This window comes from Burkholderia puraquae, from assembly GCF_002099195.1.
Classification (GTDB): Bacteria; Pseudomonadota; Gammaproteobacteria; order Burkholderiales; family Burkholderiaceae; genus Burkholderia; species Burkholderia puraquae.
The window spans coordinates 204,277-224,852 of sequence record NZ_NBYX01000005.1; the positions used below are offsets into that span (position 1 = coordinate 204,277).

Genomic DNA, 20,576 nt, shown 5'->3' on the forward strand with positions numbered 1-20,576 from the left:
AATTCACTCAGACTGCGATCGCACGCAGCAATTCGGTTTCGAGCTGGATCTGCAGGCGGTTGTCGGACAGGCCGGCGCCCGCAAGCAGGAAGATGTCCTCGACGCGTTCGCCGAGCGTATTGATCCGCGCCGCGTGGACGCCGATCCGATGCTCGGCGAGTACGCGCGCGATCGAATAGAGAAGGCCTGGCCGGTCGTTGGCCGACACGGACAGGATGTAGTACTGGCCGCGCTCGTCGGCCCGCAGGTCGACGCGCGGCGTGATCGGAAACGTCCGGGACAGCCTCGACAGGCGGCCCTTGGACGGCTCCGGCAGCGGTGCGGTTTCGGTGAGCCGCGACGCGAGCTGTTGTTCGACGAGATTCGCGATGTCGCGATACCGCACGTCACGTTCGGTCTGCGTGACGATGAAGTTGTCGAGCGCATAGCCGTGCCGCGTCGTGCTGACGCGCGCGTCGAGCACCGACAGCCCGTTGCGGTCGAAATACGCGCAGATGCCCGCGAACAGATCGGGGCGATCCTTCACGTACACGAGCACCTGCAGTGCGTCGCCGATCGGCGACGGCCGCGCGCGGACGATCGTGGTTTCGGCGTTTACGTGCCGGTACAGCACGCGTGTCTGCCATGCGATGTCGGCCGCGTCGTGCCGCAGGAAGAAGCCGACGTCGAGCTGATCCCACAGCGCGCGATGCGCGTCGTCGGGCACGGTCTCGAGGCGCAGCAGCGCGAGCGCCTGCTCCTGCCGCGACTTCAGCTCCGAATGCGCGTCGGGGTTCGCGCCGCCGAGCACCGCGAGCGTGATGCGGTACAGGTCCTCGAGCAGCTTGCCCTTCCACGTGTTCCACACCTTCGGGCTCGTGCCGCGGATATCGGCGACGGTCAGCAGGTACAGCGCGGTGAGGTACCGCTCGTTGCCGACGACTTCGGCGAAACGCTTGATGACTTCGGGGTCGCTCGTGTCCTGCTTCTGCGCGACCTGGCTCATCGTCAGGTGATGCTGGACGAGCCACACGATCAGCGCCGCGTCGTCGCCGGCGATGCCGTGCTCGCGGCAGAAGCGCCGTGCGTCGGCCATCCCGAGCGTCGAGTGGTCGCCGCCGCGGCCCTTCGCGATGTCGTGGAACAGCGCCGCGACATACAGCACCCAAGGGCGCTCGAAGTTGCCGATCAGCTGGCTGCAGAACGGATATTCATGCGCATGCTCGGCCACCGCGAAGCGGCGGATGTTGCGCAACACCATCAGGATGTGCTGATCGACCGTGTACACGTGGTACAGGTCGTGCTGCATCTGGCCGACGATGCGGCGGAAATTCAGCAGGTAGCGGCCGAGCACGCTCGTCTGGTTCATCAGCCGGAACGCGTGCGTGATCCCTTCGGGTTGCTGAAGGATCCGCATGAAGGTGTCGCGATTCTGCGGATCGCGGCGCCACGCGTTGTTCATGATCTCGCGCGAGTTGTACAGCGCGCGCAGCGTGCGGGCGGACAGGCCCTTTACGCCGCGGGTCGTCTCGTACAGCAGGAACGCTTCGAGGATCGCGTCGGGGTGACGTTCGAACACGCCGTCGTCGACGATTTCGAGCATGCCCTGCTTCTCGACGAAGCGGTCGGGCGACAGCACGCGCGTGATGCCGCTCGTCGCGGGGAACAGCTGCGCCTCGATGTTCTGGATCAGGATCGTCGCGAGCTGCGTAACGGCTTTCGCGGCCCAGTAATAGCGGCGCATCAGCTGCTCGCTCGCGCGCTTGGCCTGCGTCGGCTGGTAGCCGAAGCTCTCGGCCGCCTGCGTTTGCAGGTCGAACACGAGCATGTCCTGGCGGCGGCCGGCGATCACGTGCAGCCGCGCGCGCAGCGTCTTCAGGAAACCTTCGTTGCGGCGCAGCTCGCGCGCTTCGCGATCGGTGATGAGGCCGCGTGTGTCGAGTTCGCGCCAGCTGCTGCCGAAACCGGCCGCACGCGCGATCCACAGGATCGTCTGCAGGTCGCGCAATCCGCCGGGGCTTTCCTTCACGTTGGGTTCGAGGCTGTACGGCGTGTCCTGGAACTTCGCGTGGCGCTGGCGCATCTCGAGCACCTTCGCGGTGAAGAACGCGCGGGCGTCGAGCGCCTCGTGGTAGCGCACCGTGAAGCGCTCGAACAGCGCGGTGCTGCCGACGATGCGGCGCGCTTCCAGCAGCGAGGTCTGCACGGTGACGTCCTGCGATGCCTCCTCGATGCACTGCGCGACCGTGCGCACGCTGCTGCCGATCTCGAGGCCGAGATCCCATGCCATCCCGATGAAGCGCTCGATGCGCGCGTCGAGCGCCGGGTCGTGCCCATCGGGCAGCAGCACGAGGATGTCGACGTCGGAATAGGGCGCGAGCTCGCCGCGCCCGTAGCCGCCGACGGCGACGAGCGCAAGCGTCGCGGGCAGCCCGCATTCGTCCCACACGCACTTCAGCGCATCGTCGGTGAGTTTCGACAGCGCGTGCATCAGTGACGCGACGTTCGTCGCGCGGCGAAAGCGCTCGAGCCTCGCCGTCTTGGCGGCCTTGAATTCGGCGCGCCGCGACAGCGCTTCGGGCGAGGGGGCAGCGTGAGCGCTCATGGGCAGCCGTTCAGGTGCGGGTGGGGCGGGCTGGCGCGACGGCGCTCAGACTGCGGCGGCCGGTTGCGCGAACACGGGGCGCGCCGGCGTGCCGGCCGACACGGTCAGCACCTCGTAGCCGGTTTCGGTGACGAGCACCGTGTGTTCCCACTGCGCCGACAGGCTGCGGTCGCGCGTCTTGACCGTCCACTGGTCGGGCATCGTGCGGATGTCGCGCTTGCCGGCGTTGATCATCGGCTCGATCGTGAAGATCATCCCGGCCTTCAGTTCGATGCCCGTGCCCGGACGGCCGTAGTGAACGACCTGCGGATCCTCGTGGAACACCGTGCCGATGCCGTGGCCGCAGTATTCGCGCACGACGCTGTAGCCCTGCGCTTCCGCGTGCTTCTGGATCGCGTAGCCGATGTCGCCGAGGTGCGCACCGGGCTTGACCTGGTCGATGCCGAGCCACATGCATTCGTAGGTGGTCTGCACGAGGCGCTTCGCGAGGATCGAACCTTCGCCGACGATGAACATCCGGCTCGTGTCGCCGAAGTAGCCGTTCTTGATCACGGTGATGTCGATGTTCAGCGCATCGCCGTTCTTGATCACCTTCTCGCCGGGAATGCCGTGACAGATCACGTCGTTGACCGAGATGCAGGTGGCCTTCGGGTACGGCGGGTAGCCGGGCGGCTGGTAGTTCAGCGGCGCCGGGATCGTGCCCTGTTCGTTGAGCATGAACTCGTGACAGAGGCGGTCGAGCTCGGCGGTCGTGATGCCTGCGACGACGTGCGGCGTGATGAAGTCGAGCACTTCGCTCGCGAGACGGCAGGCGACGCGCATCTCGGCGATATCGTGTTCGTTTTTGAGCGTAATAGCCATCGAGGTATGCCTGGAATGCGGTGAATTGACGGATTATCGCACCTTCTGGCAGGCGTCGCAGCCCCTGCCGGCGGTGCGGATGCGGGTTTTCGCGGATTGTCCGGCCCGCTGCCGCGCGGCAAGCGAAAGTGGTGAGCGACTTGAGAGCGGACAAATCGGCGTGCTATACTCTTTGGCTAAGTCGATATCCAAATGCCGATGTGCCCCGTTTTGGGGCGGCATTGCGGTGAAAGGCTTGCGGCACGAGCATTTCGCACGTGTCGAATCGCAAGCCGGCGCAACCAGGGTGCCGGCCGCGCGGAATTCGCGCCCTTCGGGGCAGGTTCGCGCGGCGGTACGGCAGCCGGCTTAAGACCCAACCCTCGTGGAGAATTTACATGGCAGTTACGATGCGCCAAATGCTGGAAGCGGGTGTCCACTTCGGTCACCAGACGCGCTTCTGGAACCCGAAGATGGCTCCGTTCATTTTCGGTCACCGCAACAAGATTCACATCATCAACCTCGAAAAGACGCTGCCGATGTTCACGGACGCACAGAAGTACGTGCGCCAGCTGGCAGCGAACCGCGGCACGATCCTGTTCGTCGGCACGAAGCGTCAGTCGCGTGACACGATCGCCCAGGAAGCGCAGCGCGCAGGCATGCCGTTCGTCAACGCACGCTGGCTCGGCGGCATGATGACCAACTTCAAGACGCTGAAGGTTTCGATCAAGCGCCTGAAGGACATGGAAGCGGCAGTCGAGGCAGGCGAGCTCGAGAAGATGAGCAAGAAGGAAGCGCTGCTGTTCGAACGCGAAATCGCGAAGCTGCAGAAGTCGATCGGCGGCGTGAAGGACATGGGCGGCATTCCGGACGCGATCTTCGTCGTCGACGTCGGCTACCACAAGATTGCCGTCACGGAAGCGAACAAGCTGGGCGTGCCGGTCATCGCCGTGGTCGATACGAACCACTCGCCGGAAGGTGTGGATTACGTGATCCCGGGTAACGACGACTCGAGCAAGGCAGTCGCGCTGTACGCTGAAGGTGTGGCCGACGCGATCCTCGAGGGCCGTGCGAACGCGGTCAACGAAGTGGTCCAGGCTGCACGCGGCGACGACGAGTACGTCGAGGAAAACGCGTAACTGGCCCCGAGCCGGCGCAAAAAGGGGGCTCTCAACAGGCCCCCTTTTTTTAAGCTTGTGCGCCGGACCTGATCGCGCCGAATCGGTGCGGGTCCGGAAACGAATCTCGGCCGTTCGCGTCCAAGCGGGCGGCGTTGTGAATACAGACTCAAGGAGCGAATGATGGCGGCAATTACCGCAAGCATGGTGGCAGAACTGCGCGCAAAGACCGACGCACCGATGATGGAGTGCAAGAAGGCGCTGACGGAAGCCGACGGCGATCTGGCCAAGGCTGAAGAGCTGCTGCGCGTCAAGCTCGGCAACAAGGCGAGCAAGGCGGCATCGCGCGTGACGGCAGAAGGCGTCGTCGCATCGTTCGTCGGCGGCAACGCAGGCGCGCTGGTCGAACTGAACTGCGAAACCGACTTCGTCGCGAAGAACGACGACTTCCTCGCATTCTCGAAGACGGTTGCAGAGCTCGTCGCGACGCAAAACCCGGCCGACGTGGCTGCGCTGTCGGCACTGCCGCTCGAAGGCTCGACGGTCGACGCAGTGCGCCTGGCACTGATCGGCAAGATCGGCGAGAACGTCTCGATCCGCCGTTTCGTCCGTTTCGAAACCGCAAACAAGATCGCAACGTACCTGCACGGCGCGCGTATCGGCGTGATCGTCGAGTACACGGGTGCGGAAGAGCAGGTCGGCAAGGACGTCGCGATGCACATCGCGGCCATGAAGCCGGTCGCACTGTCGTCGGCTGACGTGCCGGCGGAACTGATCGAGACGGAACGCCGCGTGGCCGAGCAGAAGGCTGCGGAATCGGGCAAGCCGGCCGAGATCGTCGCGAAGATGGTCGACGGTAGCGTCCAGAAATACCTGAAGGAAGTGTCGCTGCTGAACCAGACGTTCGTGAAGAACGACAAGCAGACGATCGAGCAGATGCTGAAGGCAGCGAATGCGGCAGTGCAGAAGTTCGCGCTGTTCGTCGTCGGCGAAGGCATCGAGAAGCGCCAGGACGACTTCGCCGCCGAAGTGGCCGCGCAAGTCGCAGCAGCAAAGCAGCAGTAAGCCGTAAGCAGTCAGGCAGTATCCGCGGCGGGCGTCCGCTCCGCCGCGGTCGGCGCCGCCGCCGGCTGGCCGGGAAACCCGGTTCGACCGTCGGCGCTTGCCCGAATCAGTATTTCGCCCCTACAGTTCGTGGTTGTCATCCTCTCGTCGCTCGGAAGCCCCTATGTCCAATGCCTATAAACGCGTCCTCCTCAAACTCTCCGGCGAAGCGCTGATGGGCGACGATGCCTTCGGCATCAATCGCGCGACGATCGAACGGATGGTGGCCGATATCGCCGAAGTGGTGCGTCTCGGTACGCAGCTCGCGGTTGTGATCGGTGGCGGTAATATTTTCCGCGGTGTTGCGGGTGGCGCGGCCGGCATGGATCGCGCGACGGCAGACTACATGGGGATGCTCGCGACGATGATGAACGCGCTGGCGCTGCAGGACGCGATGCGCCACGCCGGCATCGAGGCGCGCGTGCAGTCGGCGCTGCGGATGGACCAGGTCGTCGAGCCGTACATCCGGCCCCGCGCGATCCGTCAGCTCGAGGAAGGCCGCGTCGTGATCTTCGCGGCCGGTACGGGCAACCCGTTCTTCACGACGGACACGGCCGCTGCGCTGCGCGGTTCGGAAGTGGGTGCGGAGGTCGTGCTGAAGGCGACCAAGGTCGATGGCGTATATTCTGCCGATCCGAAGAAGGATCCGTCGGCCACGCGTTACACGACGATCACTTTCGACGAGGCGATCAGCCGCAACCTGCAGGTGATGGACGCGACGGCCTTCGCGCTGTGCCGCGACCAGAAGCTGCCGATTCGCGTGTTTTCGATCAACAAGCCGGGCGCGCTCAAGCGCATCGTGCTGGGCGAGGACGAAGGAACGCTCGTCCACGTGTAAACTCCCGCGGATGCGGGTCATTGGCCGCGGCGCGCCGGATGCGCCGGGCAGGGCCCGCGTTCTTTGAAGGTTAGAAGGTTCGGAGGTTGAAATGAGTGTCGCTGATACCAAGAAGGGCGTCGAGCAAAAGATGCAGCGCTCGATCGAAGCGTTCAAGAACGATCTGGCAAAGATCCGTACGGGCCGTGCACACACCGGTCTGCTCGATCACGTGCAGGTCGACTACTACGGGTCGATGGTGCCGATCTCGCAGGTCGCTAACCTGACGCTCGTCGATGCGCGCACGATCGGCGTGCAGCCGTGGGAAAAGAATATGGTCGCGAAGGTCGAGAAGGCCATTCGCGAAGCCGATCTCGGCCTGAACCCGGCCACGACCGGCGACCTGATCCGCGTGCCGATGCCTGCGCTGACGGAAGAGCGCCGCCGCGAGCTGACCAAGGTCGTGAAGAGCGAAGGCGAAACGGCCAAGGTCGCGATCCGCAACCTGCGCCGCGACGCGAACGAAGCGCTCAAGAAGCTCGTGAAGGACAAGGAAATCTCGGAAGACGACGAGCGCCGTGCGAGCGACGACGTGCAGAAGCTGACCGACAAGCACGTTGCCGAAATCGACAAGCTCGTGCAGAGCAAGGAAGCCGAGATCATGACGGTCTGACGACCGTCCTCGCGCGCCGCCTTCTTCCCGCATTACTGTCTCAACGGCCATGACCTATACCAGCTCTACCGTTCGCGTGCCTGACGTCGGTGTCGTGCCGCGTCACATCGCGATCATCATGGACGGCAACGGCCGTTGGGCGACCGAACGCCGCTTGCCGCGCGTCGCGGGGCATACCCGCGGCGTCGATGCCGTGCGGGCGGTGGTCGAAGGCTGCGCGCGCGCCGGCGTCGAATACCTGACGCTGTTTGCGTTCAGTTCGGAGAACTGGCGCCGGCCGAACGACGAAGTGTCGTTCCTGATGCGACTCTTCATCACCGCGCTCGAGCGCGAGGTCGGCAAGCTCCATGCGAACGGGATCCGCCTGCGTGTCGTCGGCGATCTCGACCGTTTCGAGCCGCGCATCCGCGAACTGATTCGCCGCGCCGAAACCAAGACGGCGCGCAATACCCGTCTTACGCTCACCATCGCGGCCAACTACGGCGGCCGGTGGGACATCCTGCAGGCGACGAAGAAGCTCGTCGAGCAGGCCGTGCGCGAGGGTCGCGAGGTCGAAGTGACCGAGGACGCGTTCGCGCCGCACCTGGCGATGGCCTATGCGCCGGAGCCCGATCTCTTCATCCGTACCGGTGGCGAGCAGCGCGTCAGCAACTTCCTGCTGTGGCAACTCGCGTACGCCGAATTCTATTTCACCGACAAATACTGGCCGGATTTCGACGGCGCGGCACTGGCCGACGCAATGGCGTCGTATACGGAGCGCGAGCGCCGTTTCGGTCGCACGAGCGCACAGCTCGAACCGCAATCGCAGAACGCCGACTCTCTTTCATGCTGAAAACCCGTGTGATCACGGCGATCGTGATGCTGGCGGTGCTGCTGCCGGTGACGCTGTTCGCGCCGCTCACCGCGTTCGGCGCGCTGATCGGCGTCGTGCTCGTGTTTGCCGCGTGGGAATGGGCGCGCCTGCTCAGGCTCGGCGGCGCCGGCCCGGTCGTCTATGCAGTCGTCGCGGCGCTTGCGCTCGCGGCAACGGCACCGCTCGGCGTCGATGCGGCTTCGTCCCGTCCCCTTTTTATGGCAGCCGGCGTGTTCTGGCTGCTGGTCGGCCCGTTCGCGCTGCGGCGCAAGCCCGAGCTTGCGGGCGGCGTATGGCGGCCGTTCCTGTTGGCAGCCGGCCTCGTGGTCTTTGCGGCCTGCTGGCATGCGCTCGTCGCGGCGCGTGCGCAGGGCGTGCCGTTCGTGCTGTCGCTGCTTCTGGTCGTCTGGCTCGCCGATATCGGCGCATACTTCGCGGGCAAGGCCTTCGGAAAGCGTAAACTGGCCATCACGATCAGTCCCGGCAAGAGCTGGGAAGGCGCGATCGGTGGCTGGCTCGCCGTGATGGTCGTCGCCGGCGCCGCGATGGCCGCGCATGTGTTCGAGCCGACCCTGTTTTCCGCATTTGCCGTGCGCTACGGGATGCCCGGCGCGTGGGCCGCACTGACGCTGCTGGTCGTATACAGCGTGATCGGCGACCTGTTCGAGTCGTTGCTGAAGCGACAGGCGGGCGTGAAGGATTCGAGCGGACTGCTGCCTGGCCATGGCGGCGTGCTCGACCGTGTCGACGCGCTGCTGCCGGTGCTGCCGCTTGCGATGCTGCTGCTTGGTTAAACCATTATTTCTGTTATGCAAAAACGTCTGACATTGCTCGGTTCCACGGGCTCGATCGGAGACAGCACGCTCGACGTGGTCGCGCGCCATCCCGAGCGCTTCTCGGTCTATGCGCTGACCGCACACCGCAACGGCGACAAGCTGGTCGAGCAATGCCTGCGCTTCGCGCCCGAAGTGGCGGTGGTCGGCGATGCCGCGACGGCCGCGCACGTCGACGCGAAACTGCGCGCGGCGGGCAGCAAGACGACCGTCCTGCACGGGCCGCAGGCGCTCGTCGACGTGTCGAAGAGCGATGGCTGCGACACGGTGGTCGCGGCGATCGTCGGTGCGGCCGGCATGGCGCCGAGCCTCGCGGCGGCACGCGCCGGCAAGCGCATCCTGCTCGCGAACAAGGAAGCGCTGGTGATGTCGGGCGCGATCTTCATGGACGCCGTGCGCGACCATGGCGCGATCCTGCTGCCGGTCGACAGCGAACACAACGCGATCTTCCAGTGCATGCCGCGCGACGCGGCCGAGCACGGCGGGATCTCGAAGATCATCCTGACCGCGTCGGGCGGCCCGTTCCGCACGCGCGAACCGGCCACGCTCGTCGACGTGACGCCGGACGAGGCGTGCAAGCACCCGAACTGGGTGATGGGCCGCAAGATATCGGTCGATTCCGCGACGATGATGAACAAGGGCCTCGAGGTGATCGAGGCGCACTGGATCTTCGGGCTGCCGGGCGAACGGATCGACGTGCTGATCCATCCGCAGAGCGTGATCCATTCGCTCGTGTCGTATCGCGATGGCTCGGTGCTCGCACAGCTCGGCAACCCCGACATGCGCACGCCGATCGCGCACGCGCTTGCATTCCCCGAGCGTGTCGATGCGGGCGTCGATCAGCTCGACCTCGCGCAGATCGCCCAGCTGTCGTTCGAGAAGCCCGATTACGCGCGCTTTCCGTGCCTCGCACTCGCGCTGAAGGCGCTCGAGGAAGGCGGCATCGCGAGCGCCGCATTGAACGCGGCGAACGAAGTGGCGGTCGAAGCGTTTCTCGAGCGCCGCATCGGCTTCATGGCGATTGCGGCGACGGTCGACGCCGTGCTCAACACACTGCCGAATCGTACGCCCGACGGGCTCGAGGATGTCCTGGCGGCGGATGCCGAGGCACGCCGCCTCGCCGCCGAGATCATTGCAAAAGCGCCTGCGCCACGCGTGGAGCGCACTGTCTGAATGGGGTGCTCATGAACGTGCTGGTCGAACTGATCGCGTTTGCGGTGGCGATCGGGGTGCTGGTCGTCGTGCATGAGTACGGACATTATCGCGTCGCGCGCTGGTGCGGCGTGAAGGTGCTGCGTTTCTCGATCGGCTTCGGCCAGCCCGTCGCGCGCTGGGTCAGCCGCAGGACGGGCACCGAGTGGACGCTGTCCGCGCTGCCGCTCGGCGGCTACGTGAAGATGCTCGACGAGCGCGATCCCGGCTCCGGCATCCCGCCCGAGGAACTCGGCCAGGCGTTCAACCGGCAGTCGGTCTACAAGCGCATCGCGATCGTTGCGGCCGGGCCGATTGCGAACTTCCTGTTGGCAATTGCGCTGTTTTCGATCGTATTTGCCACCGGCGTAACCGAGCCGGCTGCGATCGTCGCGCCGCCGGCCGCCGGCACGGTGGCGGCGCGCGCGGGCTTCGACGGCAGCGAGACGATCGTGTCGATCCGCAACGCGCAGGGCGGCGAGTCCGAGCCGGTGCGGTCGTGGTCGGACCTGCGCTGGAAGCTGCTGGCGGCTGCGTTCGATCACCGCGAGATCGTGCTCGGCGCGCGCGACGGCAACACGACGTTCGACTTCCGCGTCGACCTCCGCAATGTTCCCGAAAGTCAGCTCGACGACGATTTCATGGCCCACCTGGGCTTCGAGACCGGCGGCGGCACGCTGTCGGTCGCGTCGGTGCAGCCGGGCAGCGCGGCGGAACAGGCGGGCCTGAAGGCCGGCGACAAGCTGGCCGCGCTCGACGGCAAGCCGATCGGCGGCGCGTCGCGCTTCATCGATTTCGTGAAACACCATGCGGGCAAGCCGCTCGACCTGCAGATCGAGCGCGACGGCGCCGCGCAGACGGTGTCGATCGTGCCGCAGATGCAGCGCGACGACGAATCGGGCCAGCAGGTCGGCCGCATCGGCGCGGCGCTGTCGATGCATGCGCCGTCCGTCGACGTGCGTTACGGGCCGATCGACAGCTTGCGGCTCGGCGCGCACCGCACGTGGGACATCTCCGTGTATTCGCTGCGGATGTTCGGGCGCATGATCACGGGCAACGCGTCGCTGAAGAACCTGTCCGGCCCCGTGACGATCGCCGACTACGCGGGCAAGAGTGCGCGGCTCGGTCCATCGGCGTTCCTGTCGTTCCTCGCCCTTGTCAGCATTAGCCTTGGCGTCCTGAACTTGTTGCCGATTCCCGTTTTGGACGGGGGGCATCTGTTATATTATGCGGTTGAAGCCGCGACCGGGAAAGCCGTCTCGGAGCGCTGGCAGCTGATTCTGCAAAGAGCCGGGTTGATCTGCATCGTCGCATTGTCGGCGATCGCGCTGTTCAACGATCTGGCTCGGTTAATCCATTTCTGAAGCGTCAGGCGGCCGCCGCTGGGTAGCCGCCTGATTTGATGCAGCTAAATATTGGGGATGCATGTTGTTCAAACCTCATCGCTTTGTACCTAAGACAGTTGCAGCGGCCGCGCTCGCCGCGCACGGCCTCGCGGCGCATGCAGCGGCACCGTTCGTGGTGCAAGACATCAAGATCGAGGGGCTGCAGCGCGTCGAAGCGGGTTCGGTGTTCGCCTACCTGCCGATCAAGCAGGGCGATACCTTCACGGACGACAAGGCATCCGAAGCAATCCGCGCGCTGTACGCGACGGGCTTCTTCAACGACGTACGCATCGCCACGCAGGGCAACGTCGTGATCGTGCAGGTGCAGGAGCGCCCGGCCATCGCGTCGATCGACTTCACCGGCACGAAGGAGTTCGACAAGGACAACCTGACGAAGGCACTGCGCGCAGTCGGTCTCGCCGACGGCCGCTACTACGACAAGGCGCTCGTCGACAAGGCGGAGCAGGAGCTCAAGCGCCAGTACCTCACGCGCGGCTTCTACGCGGCCGAGGTCAAGACGACGATCACGCCGGTCGACGCGAACCGCGTGTCGATCCTGTTCGCGGTGGCCGAAGGCCCGAGCGCGAAGATCCGCCAGATCAACTTCATCGGCAACAAGGCATTCAGCACCAGCACGCTGCGCGACGAGATGCAGCTGTCGACGCCGAACTGGTTCTCCTGGTACACGAAGAACGACCTGTACTCGAAGGAAAAGCTCACGGGCGACCTCGAGGCGGTGCGCTCGTACTACCTGAACCGCGGCTACCTCGAGTTCAACATCGATTCGACCCAGGTGTCGATCTCGCCCGACAAGAAGGACATGTACCTGACGGTCACGCTGCACGAAGGCGAGCCGTACACGGTGTCGGGCATCAAGCTGTCGGGCAACCTGCTCGATCGCGAAGCCGAACTCAACAAGCTGATCAAGATCAAGGCGGGCGACCGCTTCTCGGCCGAAAAGCTGCAGCAGACCACCAAGTCGATCGTCGACAAGCTCGGTGAGTACGGTTACGCATTCGCGACCGTCAACGCGCAGCCGGACATCGACCAGGCGAACCACAAGGTGAACCTGAACCTCGTCGTCGATCCGAGCCGCCGCGTGTACGTGCGCCGCATCAACGTCGTCGGCAACACGCGCACGCGCGACGAAGTGGTGCGCCGCGAAATGCGCCAGCTCGAAAGCTCGTGGTTCGATTCGAACCGCCTCGCACTGTCGAAGGATCGCGTGAACCGTCTCGGCTACTTCACCAACGTCGACGTGACGACGGTGCCGGTCGACGGCACGAACGACCAGGTCGACGTGAACGTGAAGGTCGACGAAAAGCCGACCGGCGCGATCACGCTGGGTGCCGGTTTCTCGTCGACGGACAAGGTCGTGCTGTCGGCGGGCGTGTCGCAGGACAACGTGTTCGGTTCGGGTACCAGCCTGTCGGTGAACGTCAACACCGCGAAAAGCTACCGTACGCTGACCGTCACGCAGGTCGACCCGTACTTCACGGTCGACGGCATCAAGCGGATCACGGACGTCTACTACCGCACGTACCAGCCGCTCTACTATTCGACGAGCTCGAGCTTCCGGATCATCAGTGCGGGCGGCAACCTGAAGTTCGGCATTCCGTTCTCGGAAGTCGACACGGTCTACTTCGGCGCCGGCTTCGAGCAGAACCGTCTCGATGTCGATTCGAACACGCCGCAGAGCTACCAGGATTACGTGAACCAGTTCGGCCGCGTGTCCAACACGGTGCCGCTGACGGTCGCGTGGTCGCGCGACGCGCGTGACAGCGCGCTGATTCCGAGCCGCGGCTACTTCACGCAGGCGAACATGGAGTACGGCGTGCCGGTCGGCAAGATCCAGTACTACAAGGCCGACCTGCAGGCCCAGTACTACTATTCGTTCTCGCGCGGCTTCATCCTGGGCCTGAACCTGCAGGGTGGCTACGGCAACGGTATCGGCAACCCGTACCCGATCTTCAAGAACTACTACGCGGGCGGTATCGGCTCCGTGCGTGGCTACGAGCCGAGCTCGCTGGGCCCGCGCGACACGAAGACGAACGACCCGATCGGCGGTTCGAAGATGGTCGTCGGCAATATCGAACTGACGTTCCCGCTGCCGGGCACGGGCTACGACCGCACGCTGCGCGTGTTCACGTTCCTCGACGGCGGCAACGTGTGGGGCAACGCGCCGGGCGGCACGAGTACGGGCGCCAACGGCCTGCGTTACGGCTACGGTGTGGGTCTCGCGTGGATCTCGCCGATCGGCCCGCTGAAGCTGAGCCTCGGCTTCCCGCTGCAGAAGCACGAAGGCGACCAGTACCAGAAATTCCAGTTCCAGATCGGGACGGCGTTCTGACCGAACGCATGACAACAGCAACGAGAGGGTAATTTTGCTAACCGGTAAGTTTTCGAAACGAGTGATGTGCGCGCTGACCGTTGCGCTGGCCCTGGGCGCGGCAACGGTGCACGCACAGGACGTCGCCCGCATCGCGGCGGTCAATTCGGATCGGATCCTGCGCGAGTCGGCGCCCGCGAAGGCGGCGCAGACGAAGCTCGAAGCCGAGTTCGCGAAGCGTGACAAGGATCTGCAAGACCTGGCCGCGCGTCTGAAGTCGATGTCCGATTCGCTGGACAAGAACGGCGCGTCGCTGTCGGCGGCCGATCGTGCGCAGAAGCAGCGCGATCTCGCCCAGCTCGATACCGACTTCCAGCGCAAGCAGCGTGAGTTCCGCGAAGACCTGAACCAGCGTCGCAACGAGGAACTCGCCGCCGTGCTGGAGCGGGCGAACAAGGTCATCAAGCAGATCGCCGAGCAGCAGAATTACGACCTGATCGTGCAGGAAGCCGTGTACGTCAGCCCGCGCATCGACATCACCGACAAGGTGCTCAAGGCGCTCGCGTCCGGCTCGACGAACTGAACGGAGCAGACGACGAATGGCATTGACGCTTGAGGAACTCGTAAAGCGGTTCGGCGGCGAGATCGCCGGCGACGCACAGTGCAAGGTGAGCGGGCTCGCACCGCTCGACCAGGCAGGCCCGCAGCAACTCGCGTTCCTCGCGAATCCGAAGTACCTGTCGCAGGTCGAGACGACCCGGGCAGGCGCGGTGCTGATTGCGCCGAAGGATCTGGAGAAGCTGGGCGCGGCCGCTAGCGGCCCGGCCGGCCCCCGCAATTTCATTGTGACGCCGAATCCGTACGCGTACTTCGCGCGCGTCGCGCAGATGTTCATCGACCTGGCCGCGCCGGCGCGTGCCGCGGGCGTGCATCCGAGCGCGACGATCGATCCGGCCGCGCAGGTCGCCGCGAGCGCGGTGATCGGCCCGCACGTGACGGTCGAAGCCGGCGCGGTGATCGAAGACGGCGTGCAGCTCGACGCGAACGTATTCGTCGGCCGCGGCACGACGATCGGCGCCGGCTCGCACTTCTATCCGAACGCATCGGTGTACCACGGCTGCAAGGTTGGCCCGCGCGCGATCGTCCATTCGGGCGCCGTGATCGGCTCCGACGGCTTCGGCTTCGCGCCGGATTTCGTCGGCGACGGCGACGCGCGTACCGGTAGCTGGGTGAAGATCCCGCAGGTCGGTGGCGTCACGATCGGCCCGGACGTCGAGATCGGCGCAAACACGACGATCGATCGCGGTGCGATGGCGGATACCGTCATCGAGGAGTGCGTGAAGATCGACAACCAGGTCCAGATCGGCCACAACTGCCGGATCGGCGCGTATACGGTGATCGCCGGCAGCGCGGGCATCGCGGGCAGCACGACGATCGGCCGCCACTGCATGATCGGTGGCGCGGCCGGGATCGCCGGCCACGTGACGCTCGGCGACTATGTCATCATCACCGCGAAGTCGGGCGTATCGAAGTCGCTGCCGAAGGCTGGCATCTATACCAGCGCGTTCCCGGCCGTCGACCACGGCGAATGGAACAAGAGCGCCGCGCTCGTGCGCAACCTCGACAAGCTGCGCGAGCGCATCAAGGCGCTCGAAGCCGCGCTCGCCGCCCAGGGCGGCACGGACGCCTGAGCGCATCATGCGAGACCTCGAACCGGGCACGGCCAGCGCAACCGGCCCGGTTTGCCAGACTGGGCCGCACGGCGGCCCGCTTCAGCCTTTGCATCACCACCGCGCAGCCTCTGCGTGAGACGAACCATCATGAGCACTGAAAAAATCAATCTCGACATCCACAAGATCCTCACGCTGCTGCCGCATCGCTACCCGATTCTGCTCGTCGATCGCGTGCTCGAACTCGAACCGCACAAGGGAATCAAAGCGCTGAAGAACGTGTCGATCAACGAGCCGTTCTTTCAGGGGCATTTCCCGAAGCGGCCGGTGATGCCGGGCGTGCTGATCCTCGAGGCGCTCGCGCAGGCCGCGGCGCTGCTGACCTTCTCGGAAGAGCAGCCGAAGGATCCGGAGAACACGCTGTACTACTTCGTCGGGATCGACGGCGCGCGCTTCAAGCGTCCGGTCGAGCCGGGCGACCAACTGATTCTGAACGTGACGTTCGAACGCTACATCCGCGGCATCTGGAAGTTCAAGGCGGTGGCGGAAGTGGACGGCAAGGTGGCGGCGGAAGCCGAACTGATGTGCACGGTCAAGACGACCGACGTGGCGCCCTGAGCGACGCGGCACGGACAGGCAACGCAACGCGACACATCACATCGAGAGGCAAGGGCGCATGACCAGGATTCATCCCACCGCGATTGTCGAACCGGGCGCGCAGATCGACGAATCGGTCGAGATCGGTCCGTACGCGATCGTCGGTCCGCACGTCACGATCGGTGCGCGTACGACGATCGGCTCGCATAGCGTGATCGAAGGCCATACGACGCTCGGCGAGGACAACCGCATCGGCCATTACGCGTCGGTCGGCGGTCGTCCGCAGGACATGAAGTACAAGGACGAGCCGACGAAGCTCGTGATCGGCAATCGCAACACGATCCGCGAATTCACGACGATCCACACGGGTACCGTGCAGGACGTCGGCGTGACGACGCTCGGCGACGACAACTGGATCATGGCCTATGTGCACATCGGTCATGACTGCACCGTCGGCAACCACGTGATCCTGTCGAGCAACGCACAGATGGCCGGCCACGTCGAGATCGGCGACTGGGCGATCGTCGGCGGGATGTCGGGCGTCCACCAGTTCGTGCGCATCGGTGCGCATTCGATGCTGGGCGGCGCATCGGCGCTCGTGCAGGACATTCCGCCGTTCGTGATCGCGGCAGGCAACAAGGCCGAGCCGCACGGCATCAACGTCGAAGGGCTGCGCCGGCGCGGTTTTTCGCCCGATGCGATCTCCGCGCTGCGCAGCGCGTACCGCCTGCTGTACAAGAACGGCCTGTCGCTCGAAGAGGCGAAAGTGCAGTTGCGTGAACTGGCGGCGACGGGCGGCGAGGGCGACGCACCGGTGAAGGCGCTCGTCGAGTTCATCGACGCGTCGCAACGCGGCATCATCCGCTAAGCGATGCCGCTTCCGACCACTCAGCTCCGGCTCGCGATGGTGGCCGGCGAACCGTCGGGCGACCTGCTCGGCGCGTCGCTGCTCGGCGGCCTGCGCGAGCGGCTGCCCGAATCGGCCCAGTACTACGGGATCGGCGGGCAGCGAATGATCGCGCAGGGCTTCGACTCGCACTGGCAGATGGACAAGCTGACCGTGCGCGGCTATGTCGAGGCGCTGGGCCAGATTCCCGAGATCCTGCGGATTCGCGGCGAGCTGAAGCGCCAGTTGCTCGCCGAGCGTCCGGATGCGTTCATCGGCATCGACGCACCCGACTTCAACTTCAACGTCGAGCAGGCCGCGCGCGACGCGGGCATCCCGTCGATCCACTTCGTGTGCCCGTCGATCTGGGCATGGCGCGGCGGCCGGATCAAGAAGATCGCGAAGTCCGTCGACCACATGCTGTGCCTGTTCCCGTTCGAACCGGCGATTCTCGACAAGGCAGGCGTTGCCTCGACCTACGTCGGCCATCCGCTGGCCGACGAAATTCCGCTCGAACCCGACACGCACGGCGCGCGCATCGCGCTCGGATTGCCGGCCGACGGCCCGGTGATCGCGGTGCTGCCGGGCAGCCGGCGCTCGGAAATCGCGCTGATCGGCCCGACGTTCTTCGCGGCGATGGCGCTGATGCAGCAGCGCGAGCCGGGCGTGCGGTTCGTGATGCCGGCGGCGACGCCCGCGCTGCGCGCACTGCTGCAGCCGCTCGTCGATGCGCATCCGCAGCTCGCGCTGACGATCACCGACGGCCGCTCGCAAGTTGCGATGACGGCTGCCGACGCGATTCTCGTGAAGAGCGGCACGGTCACGCTGGAAGCGGCGCTGTTGAAGAAGCCGATGGTGATCTCGTACAAGGTGCCCTGGCTGACCGGGCAGATCATGCGCCGGCAGGGTTACCTGCCGTACGTTGGCTTGCCGAACATCCTGGCGGGGCGTTTCGTCGTGCCCGAGCTGCTGCAGCATTTCGCGACGCCCGAGGCGCTCGCCGATGCGACGCTCACGCAGCTGCGCGACGACGCGAACCGCCGCACGCTGACCGAAGTATTTACCGAAATGCATCTTTCGCTGCGGCAGAACACGGCCGCGAAGGCGGCCGAAGCGGTCGTGCGCGTGCTCGAACAACGCAAGGGGCGCGCATGACCGCAGTACGTGCACCACGCCGCCGCGCGTCGAGCGACGTGCAGGGCGGTTTCGACTTCAGCCGTCCCGACGAGATCGTCTGCGGCGTCGACGAAGCGGGCCGCGGCCCGCTCGCGGGGCCGGTGGTGGCCGCCGCGGTGATCCTCGATCCTGCTCAGCCGATCGACGGCCTCGACGATTCGAAGGCACTGTCCGCGAAGAAGCGCGATGCGCTGTACGAGCTGATCGTCGCGCGCTCGCTGTCGTATTGCGTCGCATCGGCGAGCGTCGACGAGATCGACACGCTGAACATCCTGCACGCGACGATGCTCGCGATGAAGCGGGCCGTCGAGGGCCTGTCGGTCCTGCCGACGCTCGCGCAGATCGACGGCAACCGCTGCCCGACGTTGACCGTACGTGCGGAGGCGATCGTCAGCGGCGACGCACTCGTGCCGAGCATCTCGGCCGCGTCGATCCTCGCGAAGGTCACGCGTGACCGCATGCTCGTCGACCTGCACGACCGCTTCCCGGTGTACGGCTTCAACGTGCATGCGGGCTACGGCACCGCGAAACACCTCGCCGCGCTGCGCGAGCATGGCCCATGCGAAGCGCATCGGCGCTCGTTCGCACCGGTTCGTGCGGCACTCGACCTGATTCGATGAAAAGCATTACTTCCCGCGACAACCCGCTGTACAAGCGCCTGAAGGCGCTCGCGGGTTCGACGCCGCATCAGCGGCGCAGTGGCCAGGCGCTGCTCGAAGGATTCCATCTCGCAAGCGCGTACCTCGATACGGGCGCGACGCCCGAGCTGTGCGTGGCGACCGAAGGCGCACTCGGCCACGACGAGGCCCAGGCGATCGTCGCGCGCATCGATGCGCAACGGATCGTCACGTTGCCCGACACGCTGTTCGGGCAGTTGTCGAACGTCGTCAACGGCGTCGGCTTCCTGCTGCTCGTCGACCGGCCGGCGCAGCCGCTGCCGGCGCGGGTGACGCATACGTCGGTCGTGCTCGACGGTGTGCAGGACGCCGGCAACGTCGGCTCGATCCTGCGCAGCGCGGCGGCCGCGGGCGTGCGCCACGTGTTCTGTGCGCCGGGTACCGCGTACGCGTGGTCGTCGAAGGTCCTGCGTTCGGGCATGGGCGCGCACTTCCTGCTGTCGATCCACGAGGACGTCGAAGCCGGCGCACTCGCAGAACGCCTCGACGTACCGGTCGCGCTGACCGATTCGCACGGCGCGCAGGCGATCTTCGACTGCGACCTGTCAGGCCCTGTGGCATGGGTGTTCGGCAACGAGGGGGCGGGTGTATCCGCGTACTGGCGCGAGGTGGCTACGCATCGTGTGACGATTCCGCAGCCGGGCGGGATGGAGTCGCTGAACGTTGCGGCCGCGGCAGCGGTCTGCCTGTTCGAGCAGGTGCGTCAGCAGCGGCGTGCGTGACGCCGCGCACGCGCATTCGCTGCACCACGAAAAAGGCCGCGTTCGACGCGGCCTTTTTGTTTCCGGCGGCGGCCAGACGGCCGCCAGCGCTCGGTTTCAGTACGACTGCCGGTCGAGACGGATTTCCTGCAGGATCGTCGTCGCGATTTCCTCGATCGACTTGTGCGTCGACGACAGCCACTTGATCCCCTCGCGGCGCATCATCGCTTCGGCCTCGTTGATCTCGTAGCGGCAATTCTCGGGCGCTGCGTACTTGCTGCCCGGCCGGCGCTCGTTGCGGATTTCCGACAGGCGCTGCGGGTCGATCGACAGCCCGAACAGCTTCTCGCGGTGCGCGGCGAGCGCCGACGGCAGCTTGCCGCGCTCGAAATCTTCCGGAATCAGCGGATAGTTGGCTGCCTTCACGCCGTACTGCATCGCGAGATACAGGCTCGTCGGCGTCTTGCCGCTGCGCGACACGCCGACCAGGATCACGTCGGCTTCCGACAGGTTGCGGTTCGACTGGCCGTCGTCGTGCGCGAGCGAGAAGTTGATCGCCTCGATCCGGGTCTTGTATTCCTCGGTGTCCGCGTTCTGGTGGCCGCGGCCCATCGCGTGGCTCGACTTGAGTTCCAGTTCCTGCTCGAGCGGTTCGACGAAGCGCTGGAACATGTCGAGCACGAGTGCGTTCGAGCGCTTGACGATGTCGTTCGACTCGCTGTCGACGAGCGTCGTGAACACGATCGCGCGGCGGCCGTCGTGCACGGCGGCCTCGTTGATCTTCTCGACGGTCGCATAGGCCTTGTCGAGCGAGTCGACGAACGGCACGCGCACGAGACGGAATTTCTGGTCGAACTGGGAGAGGATCGAGTGCGCGAAGGTTTCGGCAGTGATCCCGGTGCCGTCGGAGACGATGAATACGGTAGGCAGCATGAATCTGGGCGTCGAACGTGAAGGGCGGTTGCGCGGGCGGCTGGAGGCTCGCCTCCAGACGCAGTGACAAGGTCGCGCCACATCCGGCAGCCGGCACGGTAGAATAGCGGCAACCTGTTGGATAAGCAATTGCGGGGGCAGGGCGCGAAAGGCGCCCCAGGCTTTGCCGCTCGATTCCAAAATTCCCGGCAAGTTTGGCGATTTGTCTG

Annotated in this window: 19 protein-coding genes; 16 read left to right on the plus strand and 3 right to left on the minus strand. The window is 65.5% G+C overall.

Features of this window, described 5'->3' with window-relative positions:
* Positions 1 to 7 precede the first annotated feature (7 nt).
* Both B7G54_RS12350 and map read right to left on the minus strand, forming a co-directional pair.
* Entirely contained in the window at positions 8 to 2,584 is a 2,577-nt protein-coding gene (locus B7G54_RS12350) for a [protein-PII] uridylyltransferase (protein ID WP_085039354.1), read from the minus strand.
* Positions 2,585 to 2,629: 45 nt separating this feature from the next.
* Positions 2,630 to 3,445, minus strand: coding sequence for a type I methionyl aminopeptidase (gene map, locus B7G54_RS12355; protein ID WP_021159103.1), 816 nt, complete (start codon positions 3,443 to 3,445; stop codon positions 2,630 to 2,632).
* Between the two features lie 377 nt (positions 3,446 to 3,822).
* Here map and rpsB point away from each other — a divergent pair, with 377 nt between their 5' ends.
* The 16 genes from rpsB (at position 3,823) to B7G54_RS12440 (ending at position 19,455) form a co-directional block, all read left to right on the plus strand.
* Positions 3,823 to 4,563 carry a 30S ribosomal protein S2 gene (gene rpsB / locus B7G54_RS12365; RefSeq protein ID WP_006752149.1) on the plus strand — a complete coding sequence of 247 codons (741 nt, stop codon included), beginning with the start codon at positions 3,823 to 3,825 and terminating at the stop codon, positions 4,561 to 4,563.
* A 162-nt stretch (positions 4,564 to 4,725) separates the two neighbouring features.
* The gene (tsf, locus tag B7G54_RS12370) at positions 4,726 to 5,607 is read left to right on the plus strand and encodes a translation elongation factor Ts (RefSeq protein ID WP_021159104.1); all 882 of its coding nucleotides are present in this window, start codon (positions 4,726 to 4,728) and stop codon (positions 5,605 to 5,607) included.
* A 163-nt stretch (positions 5,608 to 5,770) separates the two neighbouring features.
* Positions 5,771 to 6,484, plus strand: a complete 714-nt coding sequence (pyrH, locus tag B7G54_RS12375) for a UMP kinase (protein WP_011352459.1) — start codon at positions 5,771 to 5,773, stop codon at positions 6,482 to 6,484.
* A gap of 91 nt (positions 6,485 to 6,575) precedes the next feature.
* Positions 6,576 to 7,136 (plus strand): ribosome recycling factor, encoded by a 561-nt coding sequence (gene frr / locus B7G54_RS12380; RefSeq protein ID WP_085039355.1) that lies wholly within the window; start codon positions 6,576 to 6,578, stop codon positions 7,134 to 7,136.
* A 49-nt stretch (positions 7,137 to 7,185) separates the two neighbouring features.
* On the plus strand, positions 7,186 to 7,968 hold the full coding sequence (gene uppS, locus B7G54_RS12385) for a polyprenyl diphosphate synthase (RefSeq protein ID WP_006478494.1): 783 nt from the start codon (positions 7,186 to 7,188) through the stop codon (positions 7,966 to 7,968).
* A complete protein-coding gene (locus B7G54_RS12390; RefSeq protein ID WP_085039356.1) occupies positions 7,962 to 8,783 on the plus strand; it encodes a phosphatidate cytidylyltransferase in 822 nt (273 codons plus the stop codon). Before uppS ends, B7G54_RS12390 begins: the two co-directional genes overlap by 7 nt.
* A 15-nt stretch (positions 8,784 to 8,798) precedes the next feature.
* Complete coding sequence (locus B7G54_RS12395) at positions 8,799 to 9,995, plus strand: 1-deoxy-D-xylulose-5-phosphate reductoisomerase (RefSeq protein WP_085039357.1); 1,197 nt, start codon at positions 8,799 to 8,801, stop codon at positions 9,993 to 9,995.
* A gap of 11 nt (positions 9,996 to 10,006) precedes the next feature.
* A complete protein-coding gene (gene rseP / locus B7G54_RS12400; RefSeq protein WP_085039358.1) occupies positions 10,007 to 11,377 on the plus strand; it encodes an RIP metalloprotease RseP in 1,371 nt (456 codons plus the stop codon).
* A 61-nt stretch (positions 11,378 to 11,438) separates the two neighbouring features.
* Positions 11,439 to 13,748 (plus strand): outer membrane protein assembly factor BamA, encoded by a 2,310-nt coding sequence (bamA, locus tag B7G54_RS12405; protein ID WP_085039359.1) that lies wholly within the window; start codon positions 11,439 to 11,441, stop codon positions 13,746 to 13,748.
* A gap of 64 nt (positions 13,749 to 13,812) precedes the next feature.
* Positions 13,813 to 14,310, plus strand: coding sequence for an OmpH/Skp family outer membrane protein (locus tag B7G54_RS12410; protein ID WP_043190836.1), 498 nt, complete (start codon positions 13,813 to 13,815; stop codon positions 14,308 to 14,310).
* 16 nt (positions 14,311 to 14,326) lie between these two features.
* On the plus strand, positions 14,327 to 15,418 hold the full coding sequence (gene lpxD, locus B7G54_RS12415) for a UDP-3-O-(3-hydroxymyristoyl)glucosamine N-acyltransferase (RefSeq protein WP_085039360.1): 1,092 nt from the start codon (positions 14,327 to 14,329) through the stop codon (positions 15,416 to 15,418).
* 129 nt (positions 15,419 to 15,547) lie between these two features.
* The gene (fabZ, locus tag B7G54_RS12420) at positions 15,548 to 16,015 is read left to right on the plus strand and encodes a 3-hydroxyacyl-ACP dehydratase FabZ (protein ID WP_021159112.1); all 468 of its coding nucleotides are present in this window, start codon (positions 15,548 to 15,550) and stop codon (positions 16,013 to 16,015) included.
* Positions 16,016 to 16,073: 58 nt separating this feature from the next.
* Positions 16,074 to 16,862 carry an acyl-ACP--UDP-N-acetylglucosamine O-acyltransferase gene (gene lpxA / locus B7G54_RS12425; protein WP_085039361.1) on the plus strand — a complete coding sequence of 263 codons (789 nt, stop codon included), beginning with the start codon at positions 16,074 to 16,076 and terminating at the stop codon, positions 16,860 to 16,862.
* A gap of 3 nt (positions 16,863 to 16,865) precedes the next feature.
* A complete protein-coding gene (gene lpxB, locus B7G54_RS12430; RefSeq protein ID WP_085039362.1) occupies positions 16,866 to 18,035 on the plus strand; it encodes a lipid-A-disaccharide synthase in 1,170 nt (389 codons plus the stop codon).
* A complete protein-coding gene (gene rnhB, locus B7G54_RS12435) occupies positions 18,032 to 18,676 on the plus strand; it encodes a ribonuclease HII (RefSeq protein ID WP_085039363.1) in 645 nt (214 codons plus the stop codon). Before lpxB ends, rnhB begins: the two co-directional genes overlap by 4 nt.
* Positions 18,673 to 19,455, plus strand: a complete 783-nt coding sequence (locus tag B7G54_RS12440; protein ID WP_085039364.1) for a TrmH family RNA methyltransferase — start codon at positions 18,673 to 18,675, stop codon at positions 19,453 to 19,455. Before rnhB ends, B7G54_RS12440 begins: the two co-directional genes overlap by 4 nt.
* A gap of 96 nt (positions 19,456 to 19,551) precedes the next feature.
* On the opposite strand, the gene ppsR is transcribed toward B7G54_RS12440, so the two are convergent.
* Entirely contained in the window at positions 19,552 to 20,367 is an 816-nt protein-coding gene (gene ppsR / locus B7G54_RS12445; protein WP_031399356.1) for a posphoenolpyruvate synthetase regulatory kinase/phosphorylase PpsR, read from the minus strand.
* Positions 20,368 to 20,576 lie beyond the last annotated feature (209 nt).

Bases quoted from the DNA above. Each gene is read 5' to 3' on its own strand.
- bamA (WP_085039359.1), top strand. From the start codon at position 11,439: ATGTTGTTCAAACCTCATCGCTTTGTACCTAAGACAGTTGCAGCGGCC.
- rnhB (WP_085039363.1), top strand. From the start codon at position 18,032: ATGACCGCAGTACGTGCACCACGCCGCCGCGCGTCGAGCGACGTGCAG.
- map (WP_021159103.1), bottom strand. From the start codon at position 3,445: ATGGCTATTACGCTCAAAAACGAACACGATATCGCCGAGATGCGCGTC.
- uppS (WP_006478494.1), top strand. From the start codon at position 7,186: ATGACCTATACCAGCTCTACCGTTCGCGTGCCTGACGTCGGTGTCGTG.
- rpsB (WP_006752149.1), top strand. From the start codon at position 3,823: ATGGCAGTTACGATGCGCCAAATGCTGGAAGCGGGTGTCCACTTCGGT.
- B7G54_RS12440 (WP_085039364.1), top strand. From the start codon at position 18,673: ATGAAAAGCATTACTTCCCGCGACAACCCGCTGTACAAGCGCCTGAAG.
- B7G54_RS12395 (WP_085039357.1), top strand. From the start codon at position 8,799: ATGCAAAAACGTCTGACATTGCTCGGTTCCACGGGCTCGATCGGAGAC.
- frr (WP_085039355.1), top strand. From the start codon at position 6,576: ATGAGTGTCGCTGATACCAAGAAGGGCGTCGAGCAAAAGATGCAGCGC.
- ppsR (WP_031399356.1), bottom strand. From the start codon at position 20,367: ATGCTGCCTACCGTATTCATCGTCTCCGACGGCACCGGGATCACTGCC.
- rseP (WP_085039358.1), top strand. From the start codon at position 10,007: ATGAACGTGCTGGTCGAACTGATCGCGTTTGCGGTGGCGATCGGGGTG.
- B7G54_RS12350 (WP_085039354.1), bottom strand. From the start codon at position 2,584: ATGAGCGCTCACGCTGCCCCCTCGCCCGAAGCGCTGTCGCGGCGCGCC.
- B7G54_RS12390 (WP_085039356.1), top strand. From the start codon at position 7,962: ATGCTGAAAACCCGTGTGATCACGGCGATCGTGATGCTGGCGGTGCTG.
- lpxB (WP_085039362.1), top strand. From the start codon at position 16,866: ATGCCGCTTCCGACCACTCAGCTCCGGCTCGCGATGGTGGCCGGCGAA.
- B7G54_RS12410 (WP_043190836.1), top strand. From the start codon at position 13,813: ATGTGCGCGCTGACCGTTGCGCTGGCCCTGGGCGCGGCAACGGTGCAC.
- tsf (WP_021159104.1), top strand. From the start codon at position 4,726: ATGGCGGCAATTACCGCAAGCATGGTGGCAGAACTGCGCGCAAAGACC.
- lpxD (WP_085039360.1), top strand. From the start codon at position 14,327: ATGGCATTGACGCTTGAGGAACTCGTAAAGCGGTTCGGCGGCGAGATC.
- pyrH (WP_011352459.1), top strand. From the start codon at position 5,771: ATGTCCAATGCCTATAAACGCGTCCTCCTCAAACTCTCCGGCGAAGCG.
- fabZ (WP_021159112.1), top strand. From the start codon at position 15,548: ATGAGCACTGAAAAAATCAATCTCGACATCCACAAGATCCTCACGCTG.
- lpxA (WP_085039361.1), top strand. From the start codon at position 16,074: ATGACCAGGATTCATCCCACCGCGATTGTCGAACCGGGCGCGCAGATC.